The sequence below is a fragment of the Paenibacillus senegalensis JC66 genome (genome assembly GCF_000285515.1).
Taxonomy (GTDB): Bacteria; Bacillota; Bacilli; order Paenibacillales; family NBRC-103111; genus Paenibacillus_L; species Paenibacillus_L senegalensis.
Window position 1 is genome coordinate 63,980 of sequence record NZ_HE610959.1, and the last position, 16,096, is coordinate 80,075.

15 protein-coding genes are annotated in these 16,096 nt (G+C 47.4%); 3 read left to right on the forward strand and 12 right to left on the reverse strand.

All coding sequences use genetic code 11. The annotated features are described in order from the left end of the window. Window positions 1-75: 75 nt before the first annotated feature. The 4 genes from PSHG_RS12310 to PSHG_RS12325 all read right to left on the reverse strand — a co-directional run bounded on the left by PSHG_RS12310 (window position 76) and on the right by PSHG_RS12325 (window position 4,429). Window positions 76-1,329, reverse strand: a complete 1,254-nt coding sequence (locus PSHG_RS12310; RefSeq protein ID WP_010273174.1) for a Ger(x)C family spore germination protein — start codon at window positions 1,327-1,329, stop codon at window positions 76-78. A 24-nt stretch (window positions 1,330-1,353) separates the two neighbouring features. Next, window positions 1,354-1,572, reverse strand: coding sequence for a CLC_0170 family protein (locus PSHG_RS12315; RefSeq protein ID WP_010273175.1), 219 nt, complete (start codon window positions 1,570-1,572; stop codon window positions 1,354-1,356). Window positions 1,573-1,671: 99 nt separating this feature from the next. Continuing rightward, entirely contained in the window at window positions 1,672-2,781 is a 1,110-nt protein-coding gene (locus PSHG_RS12320; protein WP_010273176.1) for a GerAB/ArcD/ProY family transporter, read from the reverse strand. A 25-nt stretch (window positions 2,782-2,806) separates the two neighbouring features. Beyond that, on the reverse strand, window positions 2,807-4,429 hold the full coding sequence (locus PSHG_RS12325) for a spore germination protein (protein ID WP_010273178.1): 1,623 nt from the start codon (window positions 4,427-4,429) through the stop codon (window positions 2,807-2,809). A 295-nt stretch (window positions 4,430-4,724) separates the two neighbouring features. On the opposite strand from PSHG_RS12325, the gene PSHG_RS29365 reads away from it, so the two are divergent. Beyond that, window positions 4,725-7,085, forward strand: coding sequence for an endonuclease/exonuclease/phosphatase family protein (locus PSHG_RS29365; protein ID WP_010273181.1), 2,361 nt, complete (start codon window positions 4,725-4,727; stop codon window positions 7,083-7,085). Between the two features lie 337 nt (window positions 7,086-7,422). Here the strand turns inward: PSHG_RS29365 and PSHG_RS12345 are convergent, their stop codons facing one another. From PSHG_RS12345 to PSHG_RS12370, 6 genes are all read right to left on the reverse strand, one after another. Next, window positions 7,423-8,007 carry a TetR/AcrR family transcriptional regulator gene (locus tag PSHG_RS12345; RefSeq protein WP_010273183.1) on the reverse strand — a complete coding sequence of 195 codons (585 nt, stop codon included), beginning with the start codon at window positions 8,005-8,007 and terminating at the stop codon, window positions 7,423-7,425. A gap of 77 nt (window positions 8,008-8,084) precedes the next feature. Continuing rightward, window positions 8,085-8,915: a DNA alkylation repair protein gene (locus PSHG_RS12350; RefSeq protein WP_010273185.1), complete on the reverse strand. Its 831-nt coding sequence runs from the start codon at window positions 8,913-8,915 to the stop codon at window positions 8,085-8,087. Then, window positions 8,912-9,391, reverse strand: a complete 480-nt coding sequence (locus PSHG_RS12355) for a VOC family protein (RefSeq protein ID WP_010273188.1) — start codon at window positions 9,389-9,391, stop codon at window positions 8,912-8,914. Before PSHG_RS12355 ends, PSHG_RS12350 begins: the two co-directional genes overlap by 4 nt. Before the next feature lie 192 nt (window positions 9,392-9,583). Further along, the gene (locus PSHG_RS12360; RefSeq protein ID WP_010273191.1) at window positions 9,584-10,267 is read right to left on the reverse strand and encodes a DUF1129 family protein; all 684 of its coding nucleotides are present in this window, start codon (window positions 10,265-10,267) and stop codon (window positions 9,584-9,586) included. Then, the gene (locus PSHG_RS12365) at window positions 10,224-10,604 is read right to left on the reverse strand and encodes a PadR family transcriptional regulator (protein ID WP_010273194.1); all 381 of its coding nucleotides are present in this window, start codon (window positions 10,602-10,604) and stop codon (window positions 10,224-10,226) included. Before PSHG_RS12365 ends, PSHG_RS12360 begins: the two co-directional genes overlap by 44 nt. A gap of 285 nt (window positions 10,605-10,889) precedes the next feature. Then, window positions 10,890-11,843 (reverse strand): VanW family protein, encoded by a 954-nt coding sequence (locus PSHG_RS12370; RefSeq protein WP_010273198.1) that lies wholly within the window; start codon window positions 11,841-11,843, stop codon window positions 10,890-10,892. A 287-nt stretch (window positions 11,844-12,130) separates the two neighbouring features. Between PSHG_RS12370 and PSHG_RS12375 the strand changes: the two genes are divergently transcribed. Next, window positions 12,131-13,813, forward strand: coding sequence for an alpha/beta hydrolase (locus PSHG_RS12375; protein ID WP_010273200.1), 1,683 nt, complete (start codon window positions 12,131-12,133; stop codon window positions 13,811-13,813). 41 nt (window positions 13,814-13,854) lie between these two features. Here PSHG_RS12375 and PSHG_RS12380 read toward each other — a convergent pair whose 3' ends face one another. After that, window positions 13,855-14,304: a DUF441 domain-containing protein gene (locus PSHG_RS12380; protein ID WP_010273201.1), complete on the reverse strand. Its 450-nt coding sequence runs from the start codon at window positions 14,302-14,304 to the stop codon at window positions 13,855-13,857. A 150-nt stretch (window positions 14,305-14,454) separates the two neighbouring features. Between PSHG_RS12380 and PSHG_RS12385 the strand changes: the two genes are divergently transcribed. Next, window positions 14,455-15,198 carry an endonuclease/exonuclease/phosphatase family protein gene (locus PSHG_RS12385; protein WP_010273203.1) on the forward strand — a complete coding sequence of 248 codons (744 nt, stop codon included), beginning with the start codon at window positions 14,455-14,457 and terminating at the stop codon, window positions 15,196-15,198. A 254-nt stretch (window positions 15,199-15,452) separates the two neighbouring features. On the opposite strand, the gene PSHG_RS12390 is transcribed toward PSHG_RS12385, so the two are convergent. Beyond that, window positions 15,453-15,956 carry a hypothetical protein gene (locus PSHG_RS12390; protein ID WP_010273205.1) on the reverse strand — a complete coding sequence of 168 codons (504 nt, stop codon included), beginning with the start codon at window positions 15,954-15,956 and terminating at the stop codon, window positions 15,453-15,455. Window positions 15,957-16,096: the final 140 nt, after the last annotated feature.

Below are 16,096 nucleotides of genomic sequence, written 5' to 3' on the forward strand. Positions count from 1 at the left end.
ACCGCTAAAGCAGCTATTAATGCCGCCGGCTTTCCCCGGGTTAATGGCGTATTGGAGACCGGTATCCGGCCGCTGCTATCTGGCCTTCATGCCAATCCGGCGGATTTCGGCATCCACCTTCACCTCGATGTCCACCTTGCTGTACATCTCCTGCCATTTTTCCGCCGTTCCAATATTCCGGTCCCAATAGCCAGGCTCTTTCGCACGCAAGTATTCTCCAAAGCCGAAAATGTCCGATTTATGTTTTTGGGTTTGTTTGATTAAATCTTCCTGTAATTTTGTTGACGACTCTATAAATTCCTTTTGTAATTTTTCCAATATTTTTGAATTATCTATTACAAGTCCATAGCCTATTCGTTCCTCTACATTGAGCTCCATAAATACTTGCACCGTAAAACGGGGAAGGCCATTCTTTAAATCTACATTGAAGCTGGACTTTCGGGAGGTGGTATAGAGGGTCACCGAATTTTGTTTATTGTCATCCAAACTGACCATAGCCCTGTAGCCTCCCGGATTGTTTCCTTTGGTTGCCATGAAAGCTGCGATCTCCAACGGCTTGGTGGCCCCTACCATCTTATCGTCCCGGAAGTAGGCAATGCCTATAATTTCTGCATTTCCCGCTTCTTTAAGCTCCACATAGGGCAGATAACCCTCCTGACCTTTGGAGGATGACCGCTCCCAAAACATCCCTATATAGTCTTCCGGGAATTTGCCCATCCTAACAGCTTCGTCCAAGGTTCCGATTAAATAAAGCGTTGGCAGCCGATCCAGTCTCGGACTGGCCATCATAAAATTTTTCGCGTTCCCTTTAGCAACCAAAAGCCATGCCATTCTCCGCACCTCTGAATTTCGCCGCAAATAATCGTTCAAATTCCAGATTCCCCTGCGGGCAATCTCCTCGGAAATCACAATGACTCTAAGGTGACCAAGGAAGATTCTGCCGGATATTTGCTGCTGCAGATTCATTAAAGCATCGTTGAGTGTATGACCTACGACTTCTAGAACCCATGTAGATTGTTGTTCTGAAGCACCAGAACCGCCGCCGCCCCCTTCACCCGCAGCATCTCCCGGACCAAGCGGAATTTTCCCGGGGATGGCAATTTGCGCGGTTATTCTCAGCATATTTTTATTGGGAGCCGGGAATTTGCCGAACAGATGGGCTGCTTCCGACTCCTCTTTTTCCGCTTCATCTGAAACAGTGTCTATAGATATGCCCAGTATGACAGCTCTTTCCTCAAGCTCCTGCCGATCCCAACAGCTTGTCAGCAGTGGACAAACCACTGCAAGAACCAGCAAGCTGAGTATCATTTTTTTATAGGATAATTTCATTGGCGCACCCTCCTTAGCGGCACTTCATCTCGACCCTAACCATTCGGTCATTTGGTTCAAAATCAAGAGAATAAGACCTACTGCCAAATTAATCCACCCAAGGATGATGGAAACTTTCCACTCCTTATTCTGTCCAGTCCTGCGATAGGTTCGAACATCGAGGAAGAAAATAACCGCTGCGGTAACCAGCCATAGCGAAATTGCATAGCCGATATATCCTGTTGAATTACTATCAGTAAACATAAGTTTGTTGCTCCTTCACCTGGAAGTAATTATTCATTGATCGATTACCAGCTCGGGGGGGTTAACAGACCCGGGAGTACGGAAAACGCTTGCCTAAAGCTAATGGTAGGGATCGACCGTCCCGCCCTTTTTCTTTCTCAATATTGCAATTAGCAGCAATATCCCGGGGTAGCCAATCGTTAAAACCAGACCAATTTTCCCGAAGATGGTGATCGTCGAGTACATCGAAATTATGCTTTTAGGCTGCATCGCTAGTATAAAAATGACAGGTAAAAAGAAAATCGAGAACATTTTATGATCCTTAAGCTTCAGCATGGCCGTTAAGGAATAAATGGTCATAAAATAACTAGTCAAAAGAGTTGTAAATACAGCCGTAACCCATACCGCCAAAAAAGCCGCATCTATACGTTCCAGAATATTAGCCGGCAGTGATGTCGCCTTCGCGAGTTCGAGAAAAGGCCACAGCAGCTTCAAAATCTCTTCCGAGCCAAAACGGCTGACAGCCGCAATCACTATCATCACGTAGAGCCCGCCAGCGATAAGGAGTCCCCACAGACTGGAATGGATCGCCTTTTGCGGATTTTTCATATAAGGGATGATGATTGACATTACAAAGGCAGGTTGAAACAAAGCCGCTATAACGAGAGTTCCCTGGAGCAGATTGGTAGGTGCGTTTCCATAAATTGGCTGTAAATAAATCGTTTCTGCAGTTTTTAGAGACAGAGCAACAATAATCAGCGCGGGAACAAGCAGTAAGGGGAAATAAAAGAAGTGGATATAGGCAAACGTAGTAATATTGTTCCTTGACGAGATAGCAGCCAGTACAAGCATAACGATAACCGTTACCTCAACAGGAGTGTTCTTCAAAACCGATGTTACTACCACTTCACCGAACTCTCGCGCCGTTAATGATGTCAACATGGCAAAAAAGAAGAAAATCGCCAAATTCCCCAGCAAAGCGAGCCATTTGCCGATAATCACTTCACTGTAGAGAATAATCGATTGATCGGGAAATCGCATTCCCAGCATGGCGATCAGGGAAAGTCCAAATGTGGCCAGCAAAGAGCCGAGCAAGGTAACAAGCGGAGCTCCTGAGTTAGCTGCTTGAACCGCAAATAAAGGCAGAGCCAAAACCCCGACACCGATAATTGAACTGACAATTACCGTTATCGCTTGCATCATCGTAATTTCTCTTGGCGGTTGACTCATACACCCGTATTCCTCCTGGACTCTGTTATTTCTTTTGCGAAACCGGAACATCTTCCTTCGTTTGCGTGGATAGCCCCGTTTGATTGGGTCCGGCACGAATTTTATCCTCCGGCATTAGAAAGGCGGGCCGTTCGAACATCCAGCCTAAAGGGCCGCGGATCAGCAAATCTTTCATTCCCTGCAGATTGCCGGGAACTAAAGGGCTTAAGTAAGGAACCCCGAACGATTTCAAAGAAAGCAGGTGGTTGGTAATAAAGATTATCCCGATCATGACTCCATACAACCCGAAGATTCCGGCTAAAATAATGAGCGGGAATCGCAGCAGCCTGAGGCCTAATGCAGCATTATAGGCAGGCGTGGCAAAGGACCCGATAGTCGTTAAGGCGATCACCACTATCGTGATCGGACTGGCAAACCCGGCAGCAACCGCAGCTTGTCCGATAACGAGAACACCGACGATGGAGAGCGCTCCCCCTACCTGTTGCGGCAATCGAATGGTAGCCTCTCGCAGCACCTCCATGGAAATTTCTATAACAAGAACCTCGACTATAGCAGGAAAAGGGACGCCCGCACGGCCGCCGGCCACGGCAGCGGCGAATTCAGTTGGAATCAACTCCGGATTAAAGGAAATGATGGATACATAAAGGGACGGAAAGATAAGCGAGAAAATGAGGGCGATCAACCGGGCTAGCCTGATGGCGCTCATGAGGACGAAGCGTTCCGTATAGTCCTCAACGGTTTGGTAAAATTGGCTGAATACTGTCGGCACCACCAGGGCAAGAGGCGATCCGTCCACAAAGATGGCCACCCTCCCTTCAAGCAGATTGGCAGCTACTTTATCCGGACGTTCCGTATATTGAATTTGCGGAAAAGGAGATAGATGGTTGTCTTCGATGAATTGCTCTAAATAACCGGAATCGAGCACTGCATCAATGTTGATTTTGGACAGCCGGGTTTTCACTTCATTAATCAACTCCGGCTTTGTGAGGCCATCCATATAGCAGATCGCTACTTTAGATCTCGTTGTATGTCCGATTTCCATCGTATGGACCTTTAATTTCGGGGACTGAATCCGGTAGCGCAGCAGGGACAGATTAACCCCTAGCGGTTCGATAAACCCCTCCCTTGGTCCGCGGATGACCTGCTCTGTGGCAGGCTGATCAATTGACCGCTTATCGATGCTGCGGGTATCAATGACAAAAGCTTCATCCAAGCCTTCGACCACGACAACAGATTGTCCACGGAGAATTCCCTTTATCATTTCAGAAAATTGACTTTCCATGGAACCCTCGCTGTGGTAAAGAGCATCACCGTAAAGAATCGATTTCAAATTTTTCAGGTCGATCTTCTCATCTTCAAGCTGAGGAGGCTTGTACATAAACGGCTTAAGAATATCCTCGTTGACAATGGTTTGATCAACCATTTGAGAAAAATGAAATAAAACGGCAGGAAATTGGCCGAATACATTAAACTTCCTAATAACAAAATCATCATTGTCACCTAAAATGCTCTGGATATATTGAATAGTCTCCTCCAGGTCAGGAGATAAGGCCATATCTTGTTGTTCGGTCTGCTGCGGACTTTCCGGTGCAGTCAGCCCTTTGTATTTTTGCTTATGATTTCTCATTAACCAATTAAAGAAGGACACCGGAAAAACACCTCGCTGCTGCTTAAGGATACCTTGCATTAAAATGAACCGTTAATCACGAAAATAACCAAAATAGATTATGCACCCACTCGTTTCTCGTACTTGTTAAGATGAACAATATACAGGAACATTATGCAAATCACTTATTTAAGAAAGTCTGCTTCCTTTGTCCTATAACCAAACTGCACTATTGATGGCTGCATAATAATTTGCTAACTTAGAGAAGCACAGAATGATAACGCTTGCAATGGCGTTCCCTCTGGCATACATTCTTAAGGAGGTAGAGTAGAATAAGATGCTAACTTTATCCGGAAGACAAAAGCTGTCATGGTTTACCGTTTGTCTCATGATCCTCCATTGCTTTCTGCTGGCCGTACCGGCCAGCGCCGATGCTTCAACCGAGGATAGCATTAAAGTGTTGACCTACAACATTAACGTTGGGGTAAGTGCCGATACCAGAGTTTTGGATCTGGAGCGTATTGCGAATACAATTCGCGATTCCGGCGCGGATGTCATTGGCTTGCAGCGTGTGGACAAGCATTACGGAGCTCGCAGTGAATGGAAAGATCAAGCTAAAGAAATTGCTGATCTGCTGGGAATGTATTATGTGTACGGGGCTAACATTGACAATAATCCTGCACAGGAAGGAGAGCCCCGCCGCCAGTATGGGAACGCCATATTAAGCAAATATCCGATCGTTTCCTCAGAGAACCATTTGCTGACTCGCGGCCGCGAACAGCGTGGTATGCTTGCAGCCGAAATCGACTGGAATGGAAAAACGCTATGGTTCAATTCCACGCACTTAGCAGGAATTTCAGCTGAGACTCTAGTTCAAATCCCGGAAATTGTTGCGGCAACTTCGCAGCAGACGGGCTACAAGGTGTTTAGCGGGTCGCTCAACCACTTGCCGGGTGCAGCCGAGCTTGAGCCGCTCAACGACACTTTCTATGATGTACGCACTGGCAGACTAGGCGGGGAAACTACTCCTTCAACCGATCCTCGTTCCCGTACTGACTATGTTTATGCGGATTATCAATTGGAGGTTGTGCATTCTGAAGTCATTCATTCCTTAGCCTCTACAGCTCGTCCTTTCCTGGCCGAATTAAAGGTTGCGGATCCGAGCAAGACTATCCGCAGCTTGTCGTTTGAAAAGCTGGTTGATTTTGCCGTTATCAGCGAGCCAACATCTTTTATACTATATGCTAACCATGCTGACCGCACGGCAACCCCGCTAACCTCTGGCGCTGCCTATTCCAGCTCCGATCCGGACATCGCAACCGTCGATTCAAACGGAATGGTTACCGGTTTAGCGACTGGTACAACCGTCATTACAGCTTCCTACCTTAATTTCATAGCCGAAATGCAGGTCAATGTAGTTGAAAGAATCCCCGGGACTAGCGCTGCTTTAAGCGAAATACGGGTAGACGGGACAGCTCTGGAGAGCTTTGACCCTGAGCAAACCGACTATACTGTTACGCTGCCGACCTTTGCAGCGATTCCGGCTATAACCGCAACACCTGAAGATGCTTACGCTCAGGTTGACGTTGCTCAAGCCGCTGGTCTGCCAGGCACCTCAATCATAACGGTGACATCCGAGGACGGTCTAACTGTCAAACGATATACAGTTAAGCTTGCTTTGACAGTACCTCAGGACCCTGGCAGCAAAACCTTTAAAGCTATGGCCTTTAACATTCATCATGGCGTTAATAATGCCAATGTTTTGGATTTGGAAGGAATAGCCCAAGTGATAGCGGAGCATGACATCGATATTGTTGGCCTTCAGGAAGTAGATAAGCATTACTCCAGCCGGAGCGACTTGAAGGATCAGGCGAAAGAGCTGGCTGATATGCTGGACATGTACTACGTGTTCGGAGCCAACCTGGATCGCGACCCGGTTGAAGGCCCGGAGCGCCGCCAATACGGAACTGCAATTTTAAGCAAGTATCCAATCGTTTCATGGGAAAATTATCACCTTGAAAGCTTTGGTCAGGAGCAAAGAGGCTTGTTAGAGGCGCAGATTGATATTGATGGAGACATCCTGCATTTTTACAGCACCCATCTCGGGCTTTCTACAGAGCAAAGAATCTCCCAGGCAAATGAGATTAAGGAAATTTTGCAGAATCGTACACGGCCGAAAATCGTTACCGGTGACTTTAACGCACAGGCGGGAACTCCTGAAATGGATGTGCTTTTGGGTGACGGAACCTTAATTGATTCCTTCCGGTACATGCCCGATGCACTCACCTTCCCTTCTAGCGGTGCGACTTCACGAATTGATTTTATTCTGTATAGTGATGAAGTTAAGATGTATGACGGTACGGTCGTGCAAACGGAGGCTTCCGACCATTTCCCCTTGTACGGCGTATATTCTATTACAGCGACTCCACAGCCGGCAGCCATGATGCAGCTGCTAGAGCAATTAGCGGATGAAGGGGAGTTTGCCAACCGCGGAGCTGCGCGTTCCTTAATCGCCCAGCTTAACACTGTAATCCGCTTCTACGATAGAGGTGAGCTCGATTTGGCGGAGCGCCACCTTAGCCATAACTTTCTGAGCTTGCTGGAAACGCATAGACAGGGAGAGCGTGTATCTGCCCGGGCCTACGAGGCTCTCACCCGGTATGCCGAAGCTCTGTTGAATGAGTGGCAATCAGTTTGATTAATTCCGCGGCACGAAGCCTGATCCATTGAAGGAAAGGGGCTATTCAGAAGAAGCTATCCAATAAGTTCAAAAAATAAAAAGTCGGGCGGAAAACGGGCACTTCCAGAGTGTTTTCCGTCCAACTTTTTTGTGCGGCTGCTTTTTGGAGAAAAGTAGTGAAGCGGATGCTTGCCGCTTTCAATATATTGTGGACCAATGCTACAAATCCCAAACCCGACATGAACCTAGAATTATCTCTTTGAACTTTCTCGACAGCTCCACTGACACCCCGTTTTTTTGTTGTATGGCAAAAATCAGGTTTAAGCGATATAGCGAATGAAATCAACTTTAAAGGCTAGGTTCTGATTCCTTCCAAAATCGCGTTAAGCACATCCATACTCTGCCGCATGGCTGCAGCAATATCTTCACTTTCTGCAATCCATAATGCGGATTCGTTGAGCGCACCCGAAAGAAAATGAGTTAGTGCATCCAGAGGCATCGGCTTAAGCAATCTCTGCTCCTGCATCATGGCAAGCTGTTCTCGAAGATGGCTCATCGAGTTCTGTTCATCTAATCTGCGCCATGTTTCCCAGCCGAGCACAGCAGGCCCATCAATTAAAACGATTCTCCGGTGATGGGGCTCCACGGCCGCCTCCAAGAACCCCCGGCAGCCCAAATGTAGCTGTTCCCAAGGATCATCGCTTTTCATGGCTTCCTTCTCGACGTGCTGTCCTATTATTACCTGAACGGCCTCGAGCACATGCTGAAAAAGGCCTTTTTTACTGCGGAAATGATGGTAGACCGCACCTCTGGTCATTCCGGCGGCTTGGGCAACTTCCTCCAGCACAACAGCGGAATATCCCCGCTTCGTGAAATGCTGCTGGGCTATCTGAAGCAGCGTGTGGATCGTTTCGTTTGTCTCTTCCCGGGATCTTCTCATCGTTTCAACCTACTCCTATACTATGACATTGATTCTGCATCTTTAAGAAAACTCCAGCTTCACTCTTGTTCAGCATACTATTCTCCGGAAACTGAGGCTAACCAACGCGAAGCGCCAGGGTCTCCTGATTTTATCAAAGTCCTTAACGCGTGACGAGCTACCCACAGTGAATTTTTCTCCTTACCTGTTCCTGTCTTCGTACTATCCGCTGGATTCTCGTTTGGACGAATACGGGCTGCGAGCCAATCCAGTGTGATATCCGGATAATCTTTGCTAAGATCATTCAAATGATTAGCAACAGATTTTCTTACATAGAAAGAAGAATCGTCAAGCAATACATCCAAGAGCGACAAATGTATGTTCGGATCACCGAGAATGACAGGCATACGTTTGGCCCACGGGAGTCTCGGCCTCGTCCCCTCGCTAACCAAACGGCGCACATGGGAATTGTCGTCTTTCGCCCACTGCTGAAGCTTGTTCAGACTCTGCTGGGGGTAAGCCGTCAGGTAAGGGCGTATAGCATACTCGGATGTATGGCGCTTCGTGATTTCGTAAATTGCATGCATGGAGAGCTCAAAGTGGTCTAACCCATAACGTTCAACAAAATAGGCTACTGGCATGAGGAAATAGCCGTTCGTGAACATCCCCTGTTCGCTCTCGTTTTCGGGACCTAGCAGCTTCAAGAGAAGTCTGACTGCTGCCGAGTAGTCTTTAGGAAGAGTACGGCGCAGCTGCTCGGCTATAACCGCAACACGGGCCTTCAGCTCCAGCCCGTCCACCCGGGATTGCACCTCCTGAATAAAATGTTGAGACGGAAAATCAGGTTCGAGCACACTGATCTCCTCAGAAAGCCTTACTGCCAGCTCCTTGCCAAAGTAATATTTGAGCGCCGAAGCCGATCCGCTCATTTATTATCACCTTTAGGAGCTTTTTCTGCGGCCGATGAAGGCGCTCCCTCCTGCCAAATCTGCTCTGCATAGTAGCTGCTTTCCTCCTCCGAAGGCGGGATGATCTGTATGACATCAATAAGAACTCCATTCGGGTCCTTAGTAATGAAGTGTCTCTGGCCAAACTCCTCATCACGCAGCGCCAATTCCAGTGGAAGCTTCTCCTGCACAATTAACCGCTCGTATTCGGCGTCTGCATCCTCGACTTCAAAATTCAGCAGCAAGCCTTGTACTGCGTTCCGAAAAGAAGCCGGGATTGTCGGATGAGAAGCATCCAGCACCGCCAATTCAAAAGGACTTGAGCCGTCTGCTGCCCTCAAACTGACATACCAGTCCGCTTCATACACAACCTCAAACCCGAAATGACGCGTATAAAACTCCCGACTTTCTGTTACTTTGCTGCTCATTAGAACCGGATAAAAGCTATTTATCCTCATCGTACATCTCTCCTTATAATTGTGAATACAAACTGCGAATGCTGTGTTCTGAAACCATTATTTAGCTAGTTTATTATTCTATGATGATTTTATCATACATACAGTATGTATGTAAATATTTTTAAATACAGGAATACAAAAAGCCACGAGCCTCTTCGTGACTTTTTGTTCTTTAGCATCCTTTACCTGGCTTTAAGCTTTGACCACTCTTCCCAGCAGCAGGAGAAATGCTCCCAATAGCATAAATATCCACCAGTCCCACTGTAAGCTCGTTCCCGGGTCCGGCATATAATAGGTGGATAGAAGAATGACAGTAAATACGCCTGCGCCGATTGAGCCCGCCTGCAAAAAGGTTTTAGCCGATGATTTGTTATTTTGGAATAACTCGGATCTAATCACCTTGAACAAAATCAGAACTGCAGCAGCCACCAAAAGGGCGGAAATGATTAATTGCACCAAAAGGGCGCCTGCAGTTAGAGCCGGAGCTGAAATTCCGAGGCTCATCACAATAAGGAGGGCCGTTCCATGTCCAAGTACGATAAACCCAAGAAGCTTAATTAATTGCATCGCAATAAACTGGACTACATTTCTTTTTTGTTCATTGGGCAGCTCATTGATCAGCTCATCTGCATAAACTTTTGGATCATCGCCTATTACTTCCCTTGCTGTTCTACCTTCCTCTTGAGCCTCCAGTAAATGATGCAGCAAATCTAGAAGCAGCTGTTCACTTTCCAGGCTAGCGACGCGCAGGTCTGTACGGATGTAAATTAGAATATCGCTATAAAGCTTCTCATTTTCAGGATTTAGTTGGGGCCGCAGCTCGTTGTTTTGTTCAATTAGCATTTGAGTCTCCGTTTTTCTCTTGGTGCTGATCATGTTGAATTCCTCCTTTAGTCATTAGCAATGAAGAAATAGGCCTTGCCAATTGATTCCACTCTTCAATCATTTCAGCCAACTCTTGTTTTCCTTCTTCTGTTAAATAATAATATTTGCGCTGCGGCCCCCCACTCATTGAAGGCTTCATTTCACTATAAATCAGCTTGTTTTTCTGAAGTCTTAACAAAATTGGATAAATGGTTCCGTCGCTAATATCCGGCAGACCGCTTTCCTTCAGTTTTTGTGCCAGCTCGTAGCCATAAACCGGTTTTTGTTGGATGAGTGCCAGCACACAGGCTTCGAGAATGCCCTTTAACAATTGGCTCCTCATTCTCATAGCCTCACCTCCGTTTATATCGAAGTCCGTGTGAATGACGGCCAACTATATTGCATTACAAGATAGCTGAAAATGAGAAAACCTCTATCGAGGACTTTCGAAGATGAAATCCGTATCTTGCATTACCAACTAGTTGAGCAAATGATAAGTACTTGGCAATGCCATGTACTTATACTAAGCATAATGCTCTCTGTTCAAGCTGTCAAGCGGCTCCTTGTAGATCGCAAGCTTCAATGACGCAGGCGGAATGAATCCATCTCCACCGGCTACGAGTTTCCCCGCTTCTTATCCCGCTTTCTCTATGGCTCCATCCTTAATTTCTTCAGGAACATCTTGTGAGGCACCGGGTACTACACGTGGTGAGTGCTGAATGGTTTCTGATGAGAAGATGGAGACGGTAACCATGCCCCCGTTAACCCACGTACGGATAAGAATAGGTTGATTATAGGGGTTGGAAAACACGAAATCTGGTCCACCCCAGCTAACTGTTGCATCTCTTCCCGGAGGTACGTATGCCACATGCCTGCTGTGTGAATACCGCTCTACGATCTTTAGACCCGCCCTGTCAATGGCATTGAACAAGGTAGAGGAAACTTGACAAATTCCCCCGCCTATTCCTTCGGACAACTCTCCACGAACAATGATCGGCGCCCGAACGTAACCTTTCTCCGCTGTTCGCATTCCTACCGTACCATTGAACGAAAAGCTTTCACCAGGGAACAGTACAGCATTATTGATTGCTTTGGCCGCAAGTACAATATTGTGAGCACGGTTCTTGTTTCGCGAGTTAAAATAGGTGACATAGGACCCGATAGGCTTCTCCATGATCGTTAATAAAAGCTCACTATCCACCTTTGGGTATAGGATAATGATCGGTATCTGAATCTCGGCTGACCCTCGGCTATAAAAGAAAGCCTTAATTTGTTCAGACATCCGTTCTTTGTCTAATCCTTGTCCATTTTCACCAGGCCTCAGCTCCCCGCCGGAGCCAATTGCTGCGTTTATCGGTTCCCGGTATACTTGATCATGAACATGCTGAAGCCACTGCTCTAATTTTTCCTCATCCAGTAAAGGAAAGGCTGTATAAGACAAATCGGATCGAGTTACGCTTGCGATAGTCTCTTCACCCTTTTTCAAGTTTAATCTATCCTCCGAAGAGTCATGATGCAGCATCCCGCCTGCTTGTATAATCAACAGGCCTATACTCAGCCATATTCCTGTTAACGAAATCCATTTCACGCAGCTGTCTCCCCTTATCCGGGCAAATGATGATTACTGAACTTCTTGAAAGTATTCCCAGACTAAGAAAAGCTCATTCCTTGCACTGTTGTGCCGCCTGTATGCTTTGGTTTCTGTCCCCTCTTTGGAAGAAACCCCGCTTTGAAATAGGATTCAATAAATGGAAGGAGCTCACTTGGCGGCCTGCCAATAAATCTGAATAGACAGGTGCAATCCGACCGGATTTAGCTTAAAATCAGAGAGGAAGCTTTAGGGTGCGAGAACATAAATAAAGGAAGAGACAGCGAATGGCATTGACATCGATCCAAACCTTTTTATTGCGTTTGCGAAAGCGGTACAGCATTACTGGCGTATGGTTTGCCTACCTTTTTTTCTGGGCTTCCCTCACCCCTTCGCTTATGCCCAGATCCTGGATTTTGCAGGGAGTGCTTAGCGGAGTGGTCATCGTAGCCGGCTATTTACTAGGGCGGTTAATTTCCGCCGTGGCTCGCAAGCTGGTATCGCGGCAGCTGCCGCAAAGCTGGGGATTAGCCGCATGGATCGTAATTGGCATCGGAGGAATGCTGCTTAGTATCGGGCAGCTCTATCTGAGGATAGAGTGGCAGCGGGAAGCATATACTTTGATGCAGATGGAGCATCCGAGAGACAATTTTATTACCAGCTCCGTATGCATACTGGCTTTGGCCCTTATGATCGCTTATGCACTTAAAATTATTCTCCGTTTTTTCTACAGAGCGAGCCGTAGGGCCTACCGGTATTTGCTTGGACGAAAGTGGCTGACCCGGATGCCCCCCTTCCTGTCACGATTGGCCGCTTTGCTATTAATCGGAGTTGTTGTTTTAACGTTAGTTACAGACCAGCTGCCTTCATACATGCTTTCGATAGCGGACCGGATCTCCCGCAGCTATAACGATACGTTCTCGGATGAATTTGTGCAGCCGGAGAGCCCGCTGCTTTCCGGAAGCAGCGCTTCTCTGGTTACCTGGGAGTCACTTGGCGCCAATGGCAGAGAATTCGTCTCGTCAGGTCCTACAGCAGAGCATATAGCCGACTTCAATATGGTGGATAGCGCACTTGATCCGATCCGGGTATATGTCGGAACGGATTTCTCCAACAATTTATCGGCCCAGGCCCGAATTGCCGTCCGGGAATTAGAGCGGGTAAACGCCTTCGAGCGGGAGGCCGTGCTTGTTGTAATTACAACAGGTTCAGGCTTGGTAGATCTTCAATCTACACGACCGCTTGAATATATGTTTAACGGGGATATTGCCACTGTGGCGATTCAATATTCTTATTTGCCCAGTTGGCTATCCTTTCTTAGCGATCAGGAACGGGCGCAGGAAGCTGCTCTGGAATTGATCAGCCAGGTCACTGCAGCTATCGAGGAAATACCTGAAGGGAACCGCCCTAAATTGTATTTGTTTGCCGAAAGTCTGGGAAGCTTTGGTGCAGAAGCCTCCTTTGAATCCTTGGAAGCACTGCTGGCCGCCAATGATGGCACGCTGCTGATCGGCACACCGGGCTTCAACCCGATTACCCGTGAGATTATCGCTAATCGCGATCCCGGCTCGCCGCAATATTTGCCTGTATACGATCAGGACAACCGAATCGTCAATTCGACCGGTACCGATTGGTCCCTCGATGAACTGATCGCGAAGAAGCCCCAGCTCATCTATCTCCGCAACCCAAGCGATCCGGTAGTTAAATGGAATTGGGAATTGTTCTGGAAGGAACCGCAATGGGTTAGTGAACAAAAACGCGATGGCTTGCTTCCAGATCGGTTTCATTGGTACCCGGCATTGACCTTCTTCCAGCTTTCCGCCGATATGCTGATTGCTAATCAAGTGCCTCCGGGCTACGGACACAACTATGGGACACATGCCATATATGCCTGGGCCGCTTTAACCGGACTCGAAGGATGGACGGAAGGTGAAGTCAAGCGGCTTCAGCGGGAGCTGGAGCGGTGGTAAGCCGGCTGTTGCATGTAATCTTCCTCCGATCAGCAAGCTCCTTATTTGCCGATCAGCAGCGAAAGCAGACCTGCAGCGATTAAAGGTCCGACCGGCACCCCTTTCAGCAGAGCCACTCCAATGATCGTTCCGATAACGAGGCCCGTCACAAGAGTAGGCTGGCTTACCATCAATTGAGCCCCGCGGCCGCCCAGGTAAGCCACTCCGATGCCGATCAGCACAGCAGCAATGGACTTCCAGTGCAGAAAGGACCGGTAGATGTCCTCTATGCTGATCCGTCCGCTGGCTAAGGGTGCCAATATGCCTATCGTTAAAATAACAATTCCTAGTGAGAGCCCATGCTTCTCAAGCCAAGGAAAGGCTTGATGAGCTTGGGTGATCCGCAGCAAAAGCAGGACGACAGCGGCAATCGTAATCGAATTATTTTTACTGATAATCCCCAAAAAAGCAAAGATTAATAACGTGATAGCCGGCATATCGAATTGTGACATTCTTCTCCCCTCCTTTATAGGGTTCATGTTGGCATCATGCCGATGCCTCCCCAGTAATGGGCGTCCCTCGTGAAACATAGATTCAAGGTCGACGCTATATCCGGATTATAGACTATTTTACCAGACTATACACAATTGAAGGTGTTCCTAATGAAGCTGTTAGCCTTTAACATCCGCCACGGCAGAGGGATGGACGGGCTCGTCAACCTGAACAGAATCGCTCAAGTTATTGAAGAAAGCCAAGCCGATGTCGTGGCATTGACAGAGGTTGATCGACATTTTTCACGCAGAAGCTCTTATGAGGATCAGCTTCGCAGGCTTGCCGATCGTTTAGATATGAATGGTGTATTTGGAGCCGCATTAACTTATTGGTCATTTTCGCGGAGAAAGGCGAAAGCAGCACAGTATGGCAACGCCATACTATCCCGCTTCCCTATCGAGGCTCATTATAACCATTTGCTCAATCCTTATCCGCTGACATTAGAAAGACGCGCTTTATTAGAAGCGCGTCTAAGAGTTAATGAGCGTGAGGTTACGGTTTACTGCACTCATTTGAGCCTGCTGCCTTATTATCAAATAAAACAGGCAGGACAGCTGCTGAGCTGCATCCGTAAATGCAACAATCCGCTAGTACTCATGGGAGATTTCAACGCACGGCCTCAATCTAGATTATGGAAATCCCTTACAAGGCACTTGATCGATGCCAGTCAGGCCGCTCCGGTAAATTCGTGCCGAACTTTCCCTTCTTTAAAGCCCGCCGTTCAATTAGATTATATATGGATGAATCCGGCTTGGCATATTCATTCCGTCTCTTCCTGGAATTCCTGCCCGGAAGCTTCTGATCATTTGCCGCTGCTGGCTGAAGCCACTCTCATGGACATCGGCTCGCCTTAACAGCAGGCGGCAGCCTTTGATAACTTAACTGACCCCAGCGCCGCAGGGTTATGTTCAATGAAAACCACTGAACTGATTTTACAAGATTGTCTAGTTACAGTTAACATTTATATTTATTATTGATAACTTTTCTATTCTATCAATCTGTCTGCCCGCCCTATTAAAAAATAATAATGAAGCTCGCACTCCCCTGCTCTGTACAGATCGGAGTAATGGGGGCTCTCAGTCGTTGTTTAGATGGTTTGTCTCTTCCATTACGGCGTATCATCGATCCATTCCAGTTCATTCAGCAAGCTGCTCAATTTTTCCCCGGAAAGCGAGCTTTTACTATCTAGACCAGATCTGTGCGAAAGGTTACTGCGCTGAGAGTGGTCTTGCTGATCATGGTGAGAAGTATGCGTTTCTGTAACCGCAGACCTGTGTGCATCAGTAAGTACGGAACGTGGCCTCGGTGAGGCTATCCTGCTGCTACGCTGCACGATTAATCTTCGGGACTGGCGCCGGCCTCCATTGTTACTGCCGGCCTTTTCTGCAATCAGAGTCGAACGCTTCTCTGTTTTTTGCTGATTCGTGACCGAAGATGATTTTTCCAGCTTTGCCTTGTACACTTTTTTCGGCTTATCCTGTACAGCTCCTGCATCCCATTGCGGTTTGACTATTCTTCTTCTCATTTGGCGTTTTAGAACCAAACCCGGATGTCTGTATACGGTCAAAGGGGCGGACTTGAAATAGGGCATAGAACGCTCCTTCTTGCTCATACGAGTTCCCCCCTCTCGGCTGTAAACTAGTAACGCTTAGTCTGGCTAGGCAATGGGACTAGCCTTTACCCGTGCGGGTTAACAAGAAGTTCAATTCTCTTAAGCCATTATATGGCGGAGTTATGGGAAAGTGAACGGCA

Coding starts and splice junctions, on each gene's coding strand:
- PSHG_RS12360 (WP_010273191.1), bottom strand. CDS start 10,267: ATGATCAGCACCAAGAGAAAAACGGAGACTCAAATGCTAATTGAACAA.
- PSHG_RS12350 (WP_010273185.1), bottom strand. CDS start 8,915: ATGAGCGGATCGGCTTCGGCGCTCAAATATTACTTTGGCAAGGAGCTG.
- PSHG_RS12355 (WP_010273188.1), bottom strand. CDS start 9,391: ATGAGGATAAATAGCTTTTATCCGGTTCTAATGAGCAGCAAAGTAACA.
- PSHG_RS12375 (WP_010273200.1), top strand. CDS start 12,131: ATGGCATTGACATCGATCCAAACCTTTTTATTGCGTTTGCGAAAGCGG.
- PSHG_RS29365 (WP_010273181.1), top strand. CDS start 4,725: ATGCTAACTTTATCCGGAAGACAAAAGCTGTCATGGTTTACCGTTTGT.
- PSHG_RS12390 (WP_010273205.1), bottom strand. CDS start 15,956: ATGAGCAAGAAGGAGCGTTCTATGCCCTATTTCAAGTCCGCCCCTTTG.
- PSHG_RS12345 (WP_010273183.1), bottom strand. CDS start 8,007: ATGAGAAGATCCCGGGAAGAGACAAACGAAACGATCCACACGCTGCTT.
- PSHG_RS12315 (WP_010273175.1), bottom strand. CDS start 1,572: ATGTTTACTGATAGTAATTCAACAGGATATATCGGCTATGCAATTTCG.
- PSHG_RS12320 (WP_010273176.1), bottom strand. CDS start 2,781: ATGAGTCAACCGCCAAGAGAAATTACGATGATGCAAGCGATAACGGTA.
- PSHG_RS12310 (WP_010273174.1), bottom strand. CDS start 1,329: ATGAAATTATCCTATAAAAAAATGATACTCAGCTTGCTGGTTCTTGCA.
- PSHG_RS12385 (WP_010273203.1), top strand. CDS start 14,455: ATGAAGCTGTTAGCCTTTAACATCCGCCACGGCAGAGGGATGGACGGG.
- PSHG_RS12365 (WP_010273194.1), bottom strand. CDS start 10,604: ATGAGAATGAGGAGCCAATTGTTAAAGGGCATTCTCGAAGCCTGTGTG.
- PSHG_RS12380 (WP_010273201.1), bottom strand. CDS start 14,304: ATGTCACAATTCGATATGCCGGCTATCACGTTATTAATCTTTGCTTTT.